The sequence below is a fragment of the Sphingobacterium sp. G1-14 genome (assembly GCF_002196555.1).
Taxonomy (GTDB): domain Bacteria; phylum Bacteroidota; class Bacteroidia; order Sphingobacteriales; family Sphingobacteriaceae; genus Sphingobacterium; species Sphingobacterium siyangense.
Genome location: NZ_CP021381.1, coordinates 3,503,132 through 3,521,455 on the forward strand (window position 1 = coordinate 3,503,132; position 18,324 = coordinate 3,521,455).

The window sequence follows — 18,324 nt, forward strand, 5'->3', positions numbered from 1 at the left end:
CTTAAGCCTAAAATGAGTCTAACACAAGCAGCATCTGTCGAAGCAAACGAAAAGATGCTTCAATACAATGGCCAATATGGAGCGTACGGCGGATCTTATATCCCCCCGGTACTGGAAGAGCAATTAAATAAACTGGCTTCTTTTTTCGATAGCCATGTCCAAAAAGAAGAATTTCAGAAAGAGTTTATTGCAATCTTAAAACATTATGTCGGTCGTCCCTCACCTTTATATTACGCCAAGAATTTAAGTGAGTATATCGGTTCCAAAATCTATTTAAAGCGGGAAGATCTCAACCATACTGGTTCCCACAAGATAAACAACTGTATCGGTCAAATTCTTCTGGCCAAACAGATGGGAGCAACAGAGATCATTGCCGAAACTGGCGCCGGTCAACACGGTGTTGCAACAGCAACAGCGGCTGCATTGTTAAACATACCATGTAAAGTATTTATGGGCGAAATTGACGCTGCACGCCAGGCGCTGAACGTCAAACGCATGGAATTGTTAGGCGCCGAAGTTGTAACGACCAACTTAGGTAGCCGTACATTGAAGGATGCCGTCGATGCGGCCTTGATGTATTACGTTGAAAATCCAACATCCTATTATCTACTGGGATCTCATGTCGGCCCGCACCCCTATCCAAAAATGGTCGGCTATTTTCAAAGCGTTATCGGTAAGGAAGCACGCCAGCAGATACTTGATCAGGAAGGGCGCCTTCCAGACAGCATCTTCGCCTGTGTAGGTGGTGGCTCAAATGCCATTGGCTTATTTTCGGGTTTCCTCGATGATCATGAGGTCGAAATTCATGGTGGCGAAGGCGGTGGAACCGGAACTTATCCAAAAACAGCTGCGACACTTTCTTTTGGCAAACCAACCGTATTCCAGGGAACCTTTTCGTACTGTTTGGTCGATGATGAGGGCAACCCGATCCCGTCAACCTCGGTGTCTGCAGGCCTTGACTACCCGGGGATATCGCCACAACATGCCCAGCTAAAAGATAGCAATCGTGCAAACTATCACCCCGTGACAGATGCAGAAGCGATTGAAGCCTACAAGCTACTTTCCCGACTGGAAGGTATTATTCCGGCCATTGAATCATCCCATGCTGTTGCCCTTGCGGTGAAATTGCTAAAAGACAAAAACAAAGTCGCTATTGTGAACCTCTCGGGACGTGGCGACAAAGATGTTGACCGCGAATTCTAAGCTGCAGCATCAAAATACATTAGTAGGCCGAGTGCAGGGCCCTAGGTTAGGCACTCGGTCTAAACGTTTTATCCATTAGCTAACAATCTCCAAGATGAAGCGACCAAGAAATCGTCGAATAGTTTTAAAAACAGTAATCAGCCTCGTCATCTTACTTTGCCTGGGCCTGATAGGCTATAATCTTTATCCAGAACCAACGTTGGATCAGCATGCCAAAGTAGACAAGCTTATCGTCTATAAATCAAAAAGAACACTATTGGCCTATAGTAAGGGAAAGCTCCTAAAATCTTACCGTATTTCATTGGGCGGCCAACCTGTGGGCGCCAAAGAATTTGAAGGCGATTTAAAAACACCCGAAGGGCTTTACACGATCAACGATAAAAATCAATATAGCAGCTATCACAAAAACCTGGGGGTCTCCTACCCAAATGAACAGGATATTGCCCACGCCAAAAGTTTAGGAAAAGATGCCGGTGGCGACATCAAGATCCACGGACTTCGAAACGGACTAGGCTTTATCGGTAAATTGCAGCGCCACATGGACTGGACTTTCGGTTGTATGGCACTTACAAATGCAGAGATTGACGAACTTTTTGATGCTGTTCCGATAGGCACAGCTATTGAAATAAAACCCTAACTGGAATAAAGACATAACTAAAATAACTCTTGACTGAAACATACCCCTAACGTCCTCAAGGCTAAAGCGTCGAATGGCCCGCCCATTACGCTCATCCGCTGGCCGCTTAGCCGTTCCCCCTATTTAACCCTATACCCCGTTTTCAAAATACTACAAGATAAACCCGAAATATTACAACCCCATGTCTAATAAATTATCGATTTTTGAGTTTACATTAGTAACTTGTATTTAAAATAATTCCGATGGAATATCCAATGTGATAAACACAAATACCGATGACCACATCACAGCATGCACGGCATCCAAGAATTAAATACACCTGCACAAAATCAACAGGAAATTCCATAGGACCTCTAAACGACAATATGTGAAGCATTCATAACTACCATTGGATGCAGACTTAAATCAGTAATAATTTATATATGAAACTTGCAATAAAGAATATGGTATGCAATAGATGCATTATGGTTGTTGAAAATGAATTGGCTAAGCTCAATCTCCATGTTAAGCATATTTCTTTGGGCCAGGTTGAGATTGAAGAAGAGCTGACCAAAGCGGAGAGCAAGCAACTTGCCTCAAATTTTTCGGCACTTGGTTTTGAATTGATTGACGATAAAAGAACCGTCATCATCGAACAGGTAAAACATATCGTATTGGATCTTATCCGTAATCAACATAACGACACCACCCTTAATCTTTCCGAAATCATCAGCACGAAAGTGCACCATGATTACAACTACATCTCCAATCTTTTTTCGGATGTTGAAGGCATAACCATCGAAAAATACGTCATCGGCCAGAAAATTGAATATGTCAAAGAGTTATTGGTTTACGATGAACTTACGTTGAGTGAAATTGCCTATAAACTCAATTACTCCAGTGTTGCTTATTTAAGCAATCAATTCAAAAAAGTAACCGGATTGACGCCAAGCCACTTTAAGCAGATCAAAGACAATAAACGCAAACCACTTGATAAGATCAACGACTAAGGACCTGCGATGCGCTTCACAGCACAGGAAGAAATCAAAGTTTGACCACTTCTGGCTATCGCAGAAAAAGAATATACAACGCCACTTTTGGGATATTACCAGCTGTCAAGACCGTTAATACGTGGTTCACAAAAAAAGAAAAGGCTTCCGAGCGGAAGCCTTTCTTTTAAAATTGCCCTTTCAAATTAGCAACCCTTATCTTAAATATCTCTAATTCTTTTTGTTGTTGATTGATAAAAGAATTTTCCTCTAGTTTTCCTACCACAATATCACGTTCTTCATCATTGGCATAAACCATGTTTTTGAACTGATTTTTGTAGTCTTTGGCACGGGATTTATAAATCTGTTCACCAATCCAGATACGGTGTCCAAGCGCCTGATCCAACAAAGATACAATTTTATCTGTTGATAGAACCATACCTTCCAAATTTAAGATTTCTATTAAAGACAAGAGTGCATGTTCACGTTTATCTAAGGGGTATGCTTTACTTTTATCATGATAGAATTCATGAATATCATCCCATGAATCTATTTTTTTTGATTTGACGTCATCTAGGAAAGTTTGCAGGGCATTGCTTTCGATCAGCTGTCCACCTATATTTTCCCAGCTCGTACGCGATCTACCCGATAAGGTTCCAATAATATCCTGCAGTGACAGGTCTTCCTCGAGGGCATCCATCAGGTGCAGTACACCATAGTATTTAATAAACGAACGATATAAATGATAAGCCTCGCCAACCTTCTGAATAACAGTCGGTCTGCGTGAATTTTCGGCTCCTTGCAGCAAAATTGTCTGATCTTTTAGGTCCATGTTGTTGGCAAGCAGTGCCCGGCCGGCAACAATACGTTCGTGCTTATCCTTCCCAACTGCATTGTGGAGACTATCTGCCACGGCCAAGGCCAGCATATCCATCCCTTCAAACATTTCATTCACCGTATCCGGTGCCAACATATCGTATTCAAAATATTGGTTTTTAAAATGTCGATTGTCCCGCGCCGCATACTTATTGGCATTCCGTACCAAAGCATACATATTGTACATAAACCAATACCCCGGAATCAAGACCAGTTGATCATGTTGTACGTCATTGCTCACTAAGGTAAAAGGCAACTTGATATCCAGTTCATGCAGAAAATCCCCTTTTACAATAAGGCAATACGATGCAAACCTGGAGTTGTGTTTTAGGCTCACACAGAGTCCAGGCCAAAAACCACGTCCCGCAATAATTTCACCGTCCGCAGCTCTGGAGTTGTGATTGGATCCTACGGTTGCTCCAGCAGCCATATTACTTTGGCCCATCACCAATGCCGCACATAAAAACGAGTTGTTATGGTGCTGTTCGTGCGCTGGAAAAATCAAGGAATTTAACACTTCACAACAGGAAATTGTCGAGTTGTCTCCCAAATAAGAGTTGATTAGGCGCGCGCCATATTTCAACTGCGAATAGGAAGCCAGGATAAAACGTACAGCTTTAACGCCGTAAAATATACGACAGCCATAGCCAATAATTCCATTAACAAGCTCACAACCCTCTCCGATCTGTGTATACGATTCCTGCGAGGAATTGACGGTTACATTTTTCAGCTTACTCACCCCTTTGATATAAGCATCAGTTCCGATCTTGACATTCTTGATCGTTAACGTATTTTTGATGACGCAACGGTCGCCAATCTGACTGTAATAGCCCCGTTGACTTCCAAATTTCTGATCAGTCAGTTCTCCAAATCGCTGCTGTAAAGCATGATCATGTCGATTGCGGGTCCAAAGGTATACATCTGCAGCCTGCATACCGTCAAAAGGGTAAACCGAACGGGCACCATTTTCGTTGCAGAGTTCCAGCTCGATCCGTTTTTCTGACTCTTCACCATCACGGAGAATACCATTACCGAATTTGGCTGTACTACCGGTCTCCATTTCCTTGATCTGGCTCAACAGCACTTCATTACCAACAATAAAGTAGGACAAGTAACCCACATGGTGGACAGCAACATCGTCGCCAAAGTCCGAACTGATGATCGTCGAATGATACAGGCCAATGGGCAGCTGCAAATTGCGGTAATCCAGGTAACTCGGACTCAAATTGCCAATACGGACCAGACCATAGAATTTACAGTGCTGAACCTGATTCGGATCAAAGACTGCCGATACTTTGACCTTGGACCAGTCTCTGGACCAGTTTCCATTGTTAATCAACTGTTGAACCTCCGTTTCCGTCAGATCACGATAGTCATTACGCGGGTTTTGCTGAAAGCGCAGGGTATATTCGTCCTGTCCTGTTGGAATAAACTCATCTGGGATAAATCCATAGCCCAGCTGTTCCAAAGGTTTCTTCTTCAATACACTCATCGGCCTCCTTACTCTACAGTTACCGACTTCGCCAGGTTACGTGGTTTGTCCACATCCAAGCCTAGCTCTACACCAATATAATACGATAGCAGTTGCAATGGTACAACCGAAATCAATGGAGCAATGATCTCATCGGCCTCCGGAATTTCCATAAAATCATCCGATAGATTTTCTGAAACAGCATCGCCTTTGGTAACCACCGATATAATCTTTCCTTTACGCGCTTTGATCTCCTGAATATTTGAAACAATCTTCTCGTGATAAGCATCTTTTGTAGCGATAAAAACAACCGGTAAGTTCTCGTCAACCAATGCAATAGGCCCATGCTTCATTTCTGCTGCAGGATAACCTTCGGCATGGATATAGGAAATTTCCTTGAGTTTAAGCGCACCTTCCAAGGCAACCGGGAAATTATACCCCCTACCCAAGAAAAGGAAGTCTCGGGCATCTTTGTACTTTTTGGCGATGGTTTTGATTTTATCAACCTGCGTATCCAAAATCCACTGGACCTTTTCAGGCACCTCATTTAATTCCTGTGCAAGTTTTTGATAACGTTCTTCGCTGATCGAGCCTCTCAAAGAAGCAATCTTTAAGGCGATCAGGTTCAATACAGTCAACTGTGCCGTAAATGCTTTTGTACTCGCCACACCGATTTCAGGTCCAGCATGTGTATAGGCACCTGCATCCGAAAGTCGTGCGATAGAAGATCCAACAACATTGACAACCCCCAATATGATAGCGCCTTGTTTTTTCGCATTTTCCAACGCAACCAATGTATCAGCCGTTTCACCACTTTGGGAAATCGCCAAGATAACATCCCCTGGATGAATAACCGGATTACGGTAGCGGAATTCCGACGCATATTCAACTTCTACATTAATACGGCATAATTCCTCAATAACATATTCTGCAATAAGTCCGGCATGCCAGCTCGTACCACAGGCAACAATCACAATGCGATTGGTATTGCTGATCTCATTCGCAAATTTTTCAATGCCACTCAATGTAATCTGATGGGATTGCAGATCCAGACGTCCACGCATGGAGTCAAAGATCGTTTGCGGTTGCTCGAAGATCTCTTTCAACATAAAGTGATCAAAGCCACCTTTTTCAATAGCCGACAACTCCAGATCCAATTTTTGGACATAAGGCGTGATGCGCTCATTACCCAGATTTTTAAGGATCAACTCCTCCGGAGTGATAATAGCCAATTCGTAGTCATTGATATAAACGACTTCTTTGGTATATGCTAGCATCGGGGAAGCATCTGAACCCAAAAAATGCTCATTTTTACCGATACCAATCACCAAAGGACTTCCTTTACGCGCTGCAATAATACGATCCGGATGACCAGCCTCCAATACAAGGATCACATAGGCCCCTACGACCCGTTTCAAAGCAATACGAATCGCTTCTTCTAAAGAGCATTCATTCTGCACTTGGATCTCTTCGATAAAGTTGACCAGAACCTCTGTATCGGTATCACTTTTAAATGTATAACCTTTATTGATTAATTCTGATTTTAAGGAAGCATAGTTTTCAATGATGCCATTATGAATCATCGCAATACGCCCGCTATTGGAATAATGCGGATGTGCATTCCGATCAGAAGGCTCACCATGGGTAGCCCAACGGGTGTGGCCTATCCCTGTGGTCGACTGTAGATCTTTGCCATACACAAACTCCTCCAAGTTTGCGACTTTACCTGTCTTTTTGTAAACATCGATCTGCTCACCTTTATGCAATGCCACTCCAGCACTGTCATAACCACGGTATTCTAACTTTTGTAATCCGTCAATGACGATACCATACGCCTGACGATAACCTGTGTATCCTACAATTCCACACATGTATGTCTCAATTTTAAGTGTATATTTTGTTAATGCGCCGCAATGTAATAAAAAATATCTACGCAATCGATTGATTAACCTAGAATTAACACAAAAAAGGCGGCTAATGTTTTATTAGTCGCCTTTTTCTATTGTAAAATGTATTATTTTTTAGTGTTCTGCCACATCTGCATGGTCATAATCTTCCTTCATCAAGGCTTCATAATTTGTTTTTTCCTTCTTGCCAAAACGACGTTGAAGACTGTCAAAAATGGAGTACACCACTGGTACAACAACCAGGGTTAAAAATAAAGAAGATAACAAACCACCGATGATAACAATCGCAAGACCTCTATTCATATCGGCACCGTCTCCAGTAGCGATTGCAATAGGAATCATACCAAATACCATGGCAATTGTCGTCATTAAAATCGGACGAAGACGTGCATGATTGGCTGCCACCAATGCATCGTGCGTGTTATCGCCAGCTTCCTTACGATGGTTGGCAAAATCAACCAGCATGATCGCATTCTTGGCCACTAGACCAATCAACATGATGATACCCAAAATCGTAAAGATATTCAAGGTCTGATTTCCCAAAGCCAAGAACAACAGGGCTCCGATAAACGACAATGGAATCGAGAACAAGACCACAAATGGTGTGATAAAACTATCGTATAAAGCAACCATTACCAAATATACTAGGATAATAGATGCCAATAAGGCAATTCCCAAAGTACCAAAACCTTCGGTTTGGTTCTCCATGTTACCACCCCAGATAAAGACGATTCCCGGTTTACGCGGCAATTTTTCAAACTGTGCCTGCCACTCTTGCGCTACGGTACCCATCGGTCTACCGATGGCCTGTCCCTGAATGGATACTGCCGGCGACTTGTCGCGACGTTCCAACAAAGTAGGTCCCGAGCCATAAGTTACATTGGCAAATTGATCCAAAGAAATGGAAGCACCCTGATTATTGATAAATTTCAGATCACGCACGTTGTCGATATTGGCACGACCATTTTCCGCATAGCGGATATTGATATCGTACTCATTATCGCCGGCTCTGTATTTGTTATCCGTGTTTCCTGAAAATGCCGTTTGCATCGTCATACCCACAGTAGAGACATTCAGCCCCAAAGAGGTCATTTTATCACGGTCGATCTTCACATTGATCTCGGGGTTTCCCGCTTCAGAAGTCAATTTGACACCCGCTGCTCCAGGGATCTTGCGCAATTGATCTGCCGCCTTCTCCGCAAATTCCTGTGCATCTTCGACAGAAGCACCTATAATGGTCAGCTTCAATGGCGCCTGCTCCGCTCCCATGATACCCACATTGACCGTTTTGATTTTTGCACCGATCAGTTTATTTTCGAGTTCACGCTTCAGCGTCGCTGAATATACCTGTGAGTTGCCTTCAAAATTTTCTTTGTCGAGGATCACGTGGATCTCCGATTTGTAACGCGAACCCGTTGTCGAGGCCATACCGTCCGAGGACTGCCCCACTGTCGTAATAATTTCTTTGACATCGGGTTTCGATTTAATATAAGCCTCCGCTTTCTGCGTCAATAAGTTGGTCTTCTCCAGGGAAGCGTCTTTATCGAGTTCCAACTGGATGAAAAACTCCTTACGGTCGATACTCGGGAAGAAGTCCGAACCGATATAACCCATACCGACCAAAAAAAACGATGCCACAAGCAAACCAATAGCCAAAAACAAAGTAGCTAGTTTTGTACCAACGTTTTGTAAAGCCCATGTCAATAATCCTGCAACCCAATGTGTGAAGCTGTTCAAACCGCTTTCAAAGCCATGAATAATACGGCCAAAGAAAGATGTTTTGCTCAAGTGCTCCAATTTACCGAAACGCGAGTATAACCAAGGTACTACCGTAAATGACACCAATAAGGATAATAAAGTCGAGATGATTACAGTCACACAGAATTGCGCCAGGATATTGGCCACCAAGCCCGTAGACATCGCGATCGGAAGGAACACCACCACGATAACCAAGGTGATCGCCGTTACTGTAAATCCAATTTCCGAAGCACCATCAAATGCCGCACGCACCTTGTTTTTACCCATCTCCATGTGGCGGTGAATATTTTCGATAACAACGATCGCATCATCCACAAGAATACCGACCACCAGGGATAAACCTAGTAAAGACATCAAATTCAGGGTATAGCCCATTAGAAGCAAGCCAATAAAGGTAGCAATCAAAGATAAAGGAATCGCCACCATGGTGATCGCCGCATTACGTAAACTCTGCAAGAAGAACAACATGATAAAGCCCACCAATGCAATGGCAATCATTAAGTCGTGGATCACGTTATCGGCCGCATTCAATGTAAATTCTGAAGAGTCATTGGCCACTAGAATTTTAATATTCTGTGCCGCATAATCCTTCTCTACACCGCTAATTACTTTTCCGTTTTTATCGTGTACAGCAATCGTTTTCTTGACCGCTTCGGATACCGCTACCGCATTTGCATCAGACTGTTTAAAGACCTGCAATAAGATTGTATTCTGACGGTCAAGACGGGCTACTTTTTCAATCTCTTTGATACCATCCCGTACATCGGCGATATCGCGCAGATAGATCTGCACCCCTGCCGGCGTTGTGATCGGAAGGTTACGCAGCTCCTCGATCGAAGTGACTTTACCCGAAAGACGGATGGTTGTCCGGTTATCGCGGGTACTTACGTTACCTGTCGGGAAATCGAGATTGGATGCAGCTACTATTTGCTGTACCTGAGAAATTGTCAGTCCATAACCTTCAATTTTCTTCGGATCTACAGAGATCTGGATTTCACGTTCCTCTCCACCGATCAGGTCTACTTTTGCAACACCATTGATCCGCGCAAAGACCGGCTGGATTTTATTATCCAAAAGATCATAGAGTTCTTTCTCCGATAAGTTGGACGTTACGGCCAAACTCATGATGGCCACATCATCCAGGGAAAATTTGGAGAGTGAAGGTGTTTTTACATCATCCGGCAAATCGTTGATCACGGCATTGATTTTCCGTTGAGCATCGGTAAGCAGGAAGTTGACATCCGCACCGTTGTTGAGGGTGATCATGACAATTGATACCCCTTCCAACGAAGTCGACTCCACCTTTTTGATACTTTCCAGGGATGAAATGGCATCCTCTATTTTTTTTGTCACCGAACTCTCAACCTCTGCAGGTGAAGCTCCCGGATAGACCGTCTGTACCGTAATGACGTTAATTTCAAATTTAGGGACCAATTCATAGCCCAATCGCGTATAAGAAAACAACCCGCCTAATGTCAGTATTATAAATAATACGATAATTATACTGGGGCGTTTTATCGATATTTCGGTAATTTTCATTCGAATAATTTATTTTTAATAGCCATACAACCGGGGTTGCATCTGCTACTGATTACAGTATGCTCTATTTAATAATCTCTACAGGGCTTTGGTCAAATAGATTGATCTGACCCGAAACAATCACCTGATCGCCATTTTGCAAACCACCTAAGATCTCGATGTAATCACCAAAGTTTCTACCAGATTTGACATTTGTTTCGATTGCTTTACCGTTTTTCAGCACAAAGATCTTGTTGTCGCTCACACTACCCACAAAAGCATTTCGTGGTACGATCAATGTATTGCTGGCAACGCCCTCGCCGAAGATGGCCGTGCCATACATACCAGCACGCAATTGGTTCGATGCATTATTTACCTCGATTTCAACCGGGAAATTTAAGCTACCGTCCGATTTAGGTGCGATAAATGTTACTTTACCGGTAAAGCGTTGATCTGCATACACACTCGCTGTCACATCAACAGATTGACCGATCTTTAAGGTCGCTACATTCTTTTCGTCTACATTGACACGCAATTTCAAGGTCGCAACATTCACAATATCGAAGGCCGCAGCACCGACATTCAGGTAAGTGCCCGGTTCGATTTTACGTGAATTGATGATACCCGATACCGACGTTTTGATGGTTACATCGCCAGCATTTAATTTAGAAGCTTTTAAGTTATTTTTCGCATTCTCAAATTGCAATTTCACCTGATCTAACTGTTGTTTGGTTACACCTCCCGTAGAAAAAGCACTTTCAAAACGATTCAGATCAGCCTGCGCATTGGTATATGCCGCTTGCGCATTCGCCACGTTAACATTCAGTTTATCACCCTCGATGATTGCCAAAGTCTGTCCCGCACTCACATGCGAACCCTCATCAACCAATACTTTCACTACCCGGCCGGCAGTTTCAGCCGAAACAGTTACTTCCTGTTTCGGAGAAAATGTTCCGTTAGCAGTATAGCGTAAATCCATGGAAGATACTTTTGCTGTATCGATACGCACAGCAATAGCCACATTTTTCTTGGCTACTTCCGCAGTTTCGGCTTCGTTTTTCTTTTTATTCTTATTTAACACAAAAAATATTCCTGCTAAACCAGCAGCAATAATAAGTAGGGTAATAATTCCGCGTTTCATATTGTATTAGTCAATTATTCGTTAATGAGTGATTTAAGTTTTCCATTTGCTTTGATCAGCTGAACTTCAGCAATTTTATAATCCAGCAAGGAAGTGTTTAAATTATTTTGTGCATCTGCATAAGCGTTTTCTGCATCCAAAAGATCAGTCAATGTCGCTAGACCATTTTTATAGTTGTTGTTTGTATCTTCCAATACCGATTTCGCCAAATCCACATTTTTGCGATTCGACTCGATCGTCAACAAGGAGTTTTTGATCTGAACCTTTGAATTCTCTGCTGCCATACTTAAGGCCAGTTTCGTATCAGCAATATCCACCTGTAACTTATCAATATCAATTTGCGCCTGACGAACTTTCGAACGTGTCAGGAATCCGTTGAAAATAGGAACGGTCAGATTAAGTCCGATACCCGAAAAGCCGGACCAATTTACACCTTCAGCTTTAGAAAATATTGGGAAAACAGGTCCCAAACCCTGTCTTCCATAGTTGGCAGTCAACGACAGCGTCGGATAATATTTGGAGATCTCTGCTTTTTTATTTAATTCAAGCAATTCATTTTGTTTTGCCAACACCTGAATCTCCGTCCTGTCAGAAACGTCTAGCGGATTATATACAGCATCTAAGGCAACGGTCTCAAAGGTGGAGCTCGGCATGGAAATCTGCTCCGACATGGACATGCCAATCACAAATTTCAACGCATTTTCCTTTAGCTCAACAGCATTTATCAGCTGTTGTCTAGAGGCTTTTAAATTCGTCACGGCAACGTTTGTACGGTCCAAATCAATCTTCTTGGCTAACCCATTTTTAAACAACCCCTCGATAACATCCCTTGTTTTTGTTGTGCTCTCCAAGTTGTTATCTACAGTTTTCAATTGCAATTTGGACTGATAAACATCATAATAACTATTTGCCACTTTCTCAATCAACTGCTCATCTGTTAAAGTCTTGTTGACTACATAAAATTCGCGTGTAGTTTTAGCAGCCTTCAATCCAGTAAATACCGTTTGATTAAACAGCTGTTGGTTTAAACTTATTGAATTTGTGGATTGCCATTTTTGTCCAAAAGCTGCCATAACGGTTGTCCCTGGCTGACCAACAAGCTCTCCTGGTAAAGCAACTTTTTGGATCATTGGATTGTAGGTAATTCCACCATTAAAATTCACTTGTGGCAATGCGCCTGATTTAACTTCCGCGATTTTATGTTCGGCATTTATGACATCGAGTCCTGCCTTTTTCGCATCAGCTTTGTTCTGCAAAGCAAATTTAATCGCATCACTTAAGCTCAATTGTTGCTGTGCATGACTCTGGAAAACCATCGTACCTAATAAAAGGCTGGCTAGTATTCTGATTGTTTTCATTCCTAATTTATTTGTCCTAATTTTATATCTACTTTTTATTTATACCATTAAAAAACAGCTTGGTAGCCAGCTTTTGTTTCTGCAATACTTCATCAAACCGATCCTGATTTGGAATCCCCGAAATGATATCGGAAATATTGCACATCAAGGATAAGCTTTTCATCAATTCCACATAGATTTCGGCTGTTTCATAGAGATGCTCCCCATCGATTTCACCTTTTTCGGCACCGATCTGAAGGATCTCAAACAAGGCTTTCACATCGCGGTCGTGGAGACATTGAAAAAAATCCTGCATGGAAAGTCCCTTGATCCATTCCAGATTTTCGTTCATGTGCAGCATATAGTATTTCCGGACGAATGCATCGCGCAGTTCCAGTATTTTCATGATCAGCTCGTAAGTGGTGCCCACGTGCACCGCCACCATCTTCTCCTCCTCTTCCCTATATTCATCTGTCAAACGCACAATCACATCCCGTATAAGTGCATTCTTTTCCGAATAATAGTAGTACAAATTCGCTTTGGTAATTTTTATATCCTCCGCAATTTCATTCATCGTAGTCTTACTAAAACCGTAATGCATAAAGCGTCTTATCGCCGCATGAATGATTTGATCTTTTCTATCTTCCATTCTTCAAAAAACTCCTTTCTACTTTCTGACTTTTATCAAAAATTGTTCAAAAATATAAAAAGTAACATCTTGGGCAAAATAAATTTTGAAATTGTAATAATTTTGATATTAACCTGACAACAAAAAAGGCAAACTCTCGAGTTTGCCTTTTATTATACGAACAGATCTGTTAGAATGCGACCGTGTTCTGAAAATGTTTTAAGAATTTTCGTTTATCCAGTTTATAGAGCCGTGCTGCGCGATAGGCAACTCCAGTCTGCACTTCGTCGAGCTCTTTTAGAAAGCCATAATTTTGCATTTTCTTTCTAAAATTGCGTTTATCGAGTGGTTTATTCAAGATCCCCTCATACACCAGCTGTAACTGTGTGAGGGTAAATTTTTCGGGCAGCAACTCAAAAGCAATCGGCTTATAAGCAAGACGCCGCTGCAATCGCTCCAGACAGAGGTCCAAAATCTGCTTATGGTCAAATGCCAGTTCAGGTACATTCCGAACGGGAAACCATTTCGCCTGCTTCATATAGTTTGTAACAGGTTTGGTTTTCAATTTGGTATTGTCCAGCTGCACGAGGGCGTAATAGGCCACCGTCAGAATGCGCCCCTTTGGATGCCGTTTTAATCCGGCAAAGGAATGCAGTTGATCCATAAATACATCTTTCAAACCTGTATTCTCATACAAAATTCGTTTTACGGCATCTTCCATCTCTTCGTCATTATCCACGAAAAAACCTGGCAATGCCCACCAATCCTTAAAAGGATATTCATTTCTTTCGGCCAAAAGAACTTTTAATTCTCCTTCGTGAAAGCCTAATATGACACAGTCAACGGTAAAATTACTATACAAAACTTCTAAATTTATTTATGTGCAATATACTGAGCTAAATTTAGCGGTTACTAATCATCGGGTTATCTGTAACAATTATACGCTTCCTAAACGTGATGCGCAAAAAAATATTGAAAAATTTATTCAAAGTGTAGAATATACACTATAAAAATCTTATATTCGTAAAACCTAAAATATAGCGTGTGATAAAAGAAATTAAAAAAATAGGTGTATTAACGTCGGGAGGTGATGCTCCTGGTATGAATGCCTGTATTCGTGCTGTTGTTCGAACAGCATTACATAAGGGATTGCAAGTAACGGGTATTTATCAAGGATACCAAGGTCTGATCGATGCAAATTTCATAGAAATGGATACGCGTTCGGTCAGCAATATTATACAACGTGGTGGTACGATATTAAAAACAGCGCGTTGCATGGAGTTCAAGACGCCGGAAGGCCGTCGAAAAGGCTATGACAATCTGATCGCTGCCGGTGTGGATGCATTGGTGGTTATTGGTGGTGACGGTACCTTTACAGGGGCTAATTTTTTCTCCAAAGAATTTGAGATACCTATTATAGGTATACCTGGTACAATAGATAATGACCTTTACGGTTCTGATTATACCATCGGTTATGATACGGCCAACAATACAGTCATTGAAGCTATTGATAAAATCAGAGATACTGCGGCGTCACATGAACGTCTTTTCTTTGTTGAAGTAATGGGCCGGGATTCAGGTTGTATTGCGTTGAATGCAGGTATTGCAGGCGGAGCCGAAGCAATCTTACTTCCAGAGAAAGAAACGGCCATTGACGATTTAATCCGTCATTTAGAAGACGGCGCCATTAAAAAGAAATCGTCATCTATTGTTATTGTTGCAGAGGGCGACCAAAATGGTGGTGCTTATTATGTCGCAAAAAAAGTAAAAGAAAAGTTTGATCATTACGACACGAAAGTTAGTATATTAGGGCATTTGCAACGAGGTGGTTCTCCAACGAGTTTCGACCGCGTGCTTGCGAGTAGATTGGGCTTTGCTGCTGTCAATGAATTATTGGCCGGAAACACACGAGTTACTGTTGGGCTTCGTGGTAATGAAATCAAGACAACTCCAATTGAAGAAGCAATCAGCAATAAGGAAATTAAACTTAGCCCTGATTTATTGGAAATGGCTGAGATTTTATAATCGTAATTTGAACAGACATGATAGCAGTAGTATATAGTGGATCTCGATTTTCAGACTGGAGATTGGCCGACAAGGGGCGGATCACTACGGGGTTCCGCATGAACGGGATCAATCCTTATCTTCAAGATGAGCGCTCCATACTACAGCATTTGCATAAAAACACCAACCTGATCAACAACGCCGAAAAAATCAGACGGATCTATTTTTTCGGAGCGGGATCTTCGTCGAAGGAACGTAAAGATAAAATAAAAAACGTCCTCGAACGTTTTTTCGTCAATGCGCGCGTACGCGTTGATCATGATGTCATTGCTTCGGCAATTTCCACTTTCGGCGACGAAAGGGGAATTATTGGCATCATTGGGAGTGGATCAAATGCAGCTTATTATACAGGGAAAAAAATCATTGACAATAACTATGGTCTAGGTTATATTCTGGCCGATGAGGGGGCGACAAACTGGAATAGCCAGCAGCTGCTCAAACATTATATGACGGATACCTTACCTGTTGATCTGCGGGACAAACTGGAAAGAGAATTTAACATCGATAAGAAAACCATTTTGGAAAGGGTGTATATTTCCCCACAACCGACAAATTTTCTGAATTCATTTACCGACTTTGTCCTCGAAAATAAAGATCATCTATTCATTAGTCAATTGGTTAAAAATGGGCTTCGTACGTTTATAAAAACCTACATCAAGCCCTTAATGAAAGAATATCCGGACAGTGACGTAAACTTTACGGGTTCAGTAGCGTTTAATTATGAGCACTTGCTTCGGGAAGTTGCCACAGACGAATTTAATATCAGTATTGGTACTGTTGTAAAAGAACCGATACATAATTTAATTAAATATTATATCAATAAAAATTAAGAATATGAAAATTGGAATTAACGGATTTGGCCGTATTGGTCGTTTAGCATTTAGAGCGGCTATCAATCGTCCAGAAATTGAAATTGTTGGTATCAATGACTTAGTTGAACCAGATTATATGGCTTATATGTTGAAATATGATTCAACACATGGCAAATTTGACGGTTCTGTAGAAGTAAAAGACGGTAATTTGGTTGTTAACGGAAAAACTATCCGTGTTACAGCTGAGAAAGATCCGGCAAACTTGAAATGGAATGAAGTAGGTGCTGAAGTAATCATCGAATCTACAGGTTTCTTCTTGACTCAAGAGTTGGCTCAAAAACACATCGATGCAGGTGCTAAAAAAGTAGTGATGTCTGCTCCGGCGAAAGACGACACCCCTACTTTCGTAATGGGTGTAAACCACAAAGAATTGAAAGCTGATCAACACATCGTTTCAAACGCTTCATGTACAACAAACTGTTTAGCACCTATCGCTAAAGTATTAAACGATAAATTTGGTATCGTTGAAGGTTTGATGACAACAGTACACGCGGTTACAGCAACACAAAAAACTGTAGACGGTCCTTCAGTAAAAGACTGGAGAGGTGGTCGCGGTGCATACCAAAATATCATCCCTTCATCTACAGGTGCTGCTAAAGCAGTAGGTTTGGTTCTTCCAGAATTGAAAGGTAAATTGACAGGTATGTCATTGCGCGTTCCTACAGCAGACGTTTCAGTTGTTGACTTAACAGTACGTTTGAACAAAGGTGCTTCATACGAAGAAATCAAAACTGCAATGAAAGAAGCTTCTGAAGGCGAATTGAAAGGTATCTTAGGTTATACTGAAGACGAAGTTGTTTCTTCAGATTTCTTAGGTGATGCACGTACATCAATCTTCGATGCAAAAGCAGGAATTTCATTGAATGATAACTTCGTTAAAGTTGTATCTTGGTATGACAACGAATGGGGATATTCAAACAAAATCGTTGACTTGGTATTAGAAGTTGGTAAATTGTCTTAATCAACTCGACCAATATCCTATAGAGGGGCTATTCGTGTAGAATAGCCCCTTATTTTTTTTCCTTAAAAATCAGCAGGTTGGCGTTTAAACGCAAAAAAAAGCGCTTTTAGCTTTCGTAATTCAAATAATCCGTCTATATTTGCATCATCAATAAGGCAGACAGCTAAATTGAAAAGGTGCCATAGCTCAGTTGGTAGAGCAAAGGACTGAAAATCCTTGTGTCGCTGGTTCGAATCCAGCTGGCACCACCAAAAAGGAAGAACGCAAGGTTCTGACAGATTGAAAGAATAATAATTCCAATGCGAAAATAGCTCAGCTGGTAGAGCACAACCTTGCCAAGGTTGGGGTCGCGAGTTCGAATCTCGTTTTTCGCTCACCTGCCTAGGTGGTGGAACTGGTAGACACGCAGGACTTAAAATCCTGTTCCCGTTAAGGGAGTGCGGGTTCGATTCCCGCCCTAGGTACAAAAAGAGACGCCGAGTATCGGTTGTCTCTTTTTTTTATACCCAAAAAAACCTTTGCCCCAAATTTAATTTTAGGCCATTTCGAGTTCGATTTGAGCGCAAGACTACGATTAATATCATCGTAACATAATTTTTGTTTCCAATTTGGCATTTTCGAAAAATTAATCGTAATATTGCAATAACATTATGGGACTTACTAAGACAGAAATATTCACAGAAGAGCAGAATCAGCTCGCCACAATGCTCAAAGCGTTGGGCCATCCTGCCCGTATTGCGATCCTTCAATCCATCATCCGTGCAAATTCGTGTATCTGTGGTGATCTGGTTGAGGAACTAGGATTGGCACAGCCAACAATTTCCCAGCACCTTAAAGAATTGAAGAATGCAGGTATTATCCAGGGCACCATTGAGGGTGTACGGGTATGCTATTGCATTGAACCGAAAGCCTGGAAATTATTGAAAACAAACCTGGCAGCTTTCTTTGACTCTTATAAAGAGAACACAAACTGTTGCTAAAAA

Annotated in this window: 14 protein-coding genes and 3 tRNA genes; 10 read left to right on the forward strand and 7 right to left on the reverse strand. The window is 41.7% G+C overall.

Going from position 1 to position 18,324, the window contains the following annotated elements; all coding sequences use genetic code 11:
* Positions 1-12: 12 nt before the first annotated feature.
* The 3 genes from trpB to CBM24_RS14865 all read left to right on the forward strand — a co-directional run bounded on the left by trpB (position 13) and on the right by CBM24_RS14865 (position 2,829).
* Entirely contained in the window at positions 13-1,203 is a 1,191-nt protein-coding gene (gene trpB / locus CBM24_RS14855; RefSeq protein WP_216640366.1) for a tryptophan synthase subunit beta, read from the forward strand.
* A gap of 94 nt (positions 1,204-1,297) precedes the next feature.
* Positions 1,298-1,840 carry a murein L,D-transpeptidase family protein gene (locus CBM24_RS14860; RefSeq protein ID WP_075992898.1) on the forward strand — a complete coding sequence of 181 codons (543 nt, stop codon included), beginning with the start codon at positions 1,298-1,300 and terminating at the stop codon, positions 1,838-1,840.
* Between the two features lie 422 nt (positions 1,841-2,262).
* The gene (locus CBM24_RS14865) at positions 2,263-2,829 is read left to right on the forward strand and encodes a helix-turn-helix domain-containing protein (protein ID WP_075992899.1); all 567 of its coding nucleotides are present in this window, start codon (positions 2,263-2,265) and stop codon (positions 2,827-2,829) included.
* A 166-nt stretch (positions 2,830-2,995) separates the two neighbouring features.
* On the opposite strand, the gene CBM24_RS14870 is transcribed toward CBM24_RS14865, so the two are convergent.
* The 7 genes from CBM24_RS14870 to CBM24_RS14900 form a co-directional block, all read right to left on the reverse strand.
* Positions 2,996-5,176 (reverse strand): DUF4954 family protein, encoded by a 2,181-nt coding sequence (locus CBM24_RS14870; RefSeq protein WP_088161776.1) that lies wholly within the window; start codon positions 5,174-5,176, stop codon positions 2,996-2,998.
* 8 nt (positions 5,177-5,184) lie between these two features.
* Positions 5,185-7,026, reverse strand: a complete 1,842-nt coding sequence (gene glmS, locus CBM24_RS14875; RefSeq protein WP_075992901.1) for a glutamine--fructose-6-phosphate transaminase (isomerizing) — start codon at positions 7,024-7,026, stop codon at positions 5,185-5,187.
* A gap of 150 nt (positions 7,027-7,176) precedes the next feature.
* Positions 7,177-10,359, reverse strand: coding sequence for an efflux RND transporter permease subunit (locus CBM24_RS14880; protein WP_088161777.1), 3,183 nt, complete (start codon positions 10,357-10,359; stop codon positions 7,177-7,179).
* Between the two features lie 64 nt (positions 10,360-10,423).
* On the reverse strand, positions 10,424-11,479 hold the full coding sequence (locus CBM24_RS14885; RefSeq protein WP_088161778.1) for an efflux RND transporter periplasmic adaptor subunit: 1,056 nt from the start codon (positions 11,477-11,479) through the stop codon (positions 10,424-10,426).
* Positions 11,480-11,493: 14 nt separating this feature from the next.
* A complete protein-coding gene (locus CBM24_RS14890; protein ID WP_075992904.1) occupies positions 11,494-12,837 on the reverse strand; it encodes a TolC family protein in 1,344 nt (447 codons plus the stop codon).
* Between the two features lie 28 nt (positions 12,838-12,865).
* Positions 12,866-13,465 (reverse strand): TetR/AcrR family transcriptional regulator, encoded by a 600-nt coding sequence (locus CBM24_RS14895; RefSeq protein ID WP_088161779.1) that lies wholly within the window; start codon positions 13,463-13,465, stop codon positions 12,866-12,868.
* A 169-nt stretch (positions 13,466-13,634) separates the two neighbouring features.
* A complete protein-coding gene (locus CBM24_RS14900; protein WP_075992906.1) occupies positions 13,635-14,306 on the reverse strand; it encodes an NUDIX hydrolase in 672 nt (223 codons plus the stop codon).
* Between the two features lie 185 nt (positions 14,307-14,491).
* On the opposite strand from CBM24_RS14900, the gene pfkA reads away from it, so the two are divergent.
* The 7 genes from pfkA to CBM24_RS14945 all read left to right on the forward strand — a co-directional run bounded on the left by pfkA (position 14,492) and on the right by CBM24_RS14945 (position 18,321).
* Positions 14,492-15,469: a 6-phosphofructokinase gene (gene pfkA, locus CBM24_RS14910; RefSeq protein WP_075994837.1), complete on the forward strand. Its 978-nt coding sequence runs from the start codon at positions 14,492-14,494 to the stop codon at positions 15,467-15,469.
* 17 nt (positions 15,470-15,486) lie between these two features.
* Entirely contained in the window at positions 15,487-16,338 is an 852-nt protein-coding gene (locus tag CBM24_RS14915) for a hypothetical protein (RefSeq protein WP_075992907.1), read from the forward strand.
* A 4-nt stretch (positions 16,339-16,342) separates the two neighbouring features.
* Complete coding sequence (gene gap / locus CBM24_RS14920; protein ID WP_070561154.1) at positions 16,343-17,341, forward strand: type I glyceraldehyde-3-phosphate dehydrogenase; 999 nt, start codon at positions 16,343-16,345, stop codon at positions 17,339-17,341.
* Between the two features lie 175 nt (positions 17,342-17,516).
* Positions 17,517-17,592 (forward strand) — tRNA-Phe (locus CBM24_RS14925).
* A 50-nt stretch (positions 17,593-17,642) separates the two neighbouring features.
* Positions 17,643-17,715: transfer RNA gene (locus tag CBM24_RS14930), tRNA-Gly, on the forward strand.
* A 5-nt stretch (positions 17,716-17,720) separates the two neighbouring features.
* Positions 17,721-17,805 (forward strand) — tRNA-Leu (locus CBM24_RS14935).
* A gap of 186 nt (positions 17,806-17,991) precedes the next feature.
* Positions 17,992-18,321: an ArsR/SmtB family transcription factor gene (locus CBM24_RS14945; RefSeq protein ID WP_075992909.1), complete on the forward strand. Its 330-nt coding sequence runs from the start codon at positions 17,992-17,994 to the stop codon at positions 18,319-18,321.
* Positions 18,322-18,324: the final 3 nt, after the last annotated feature.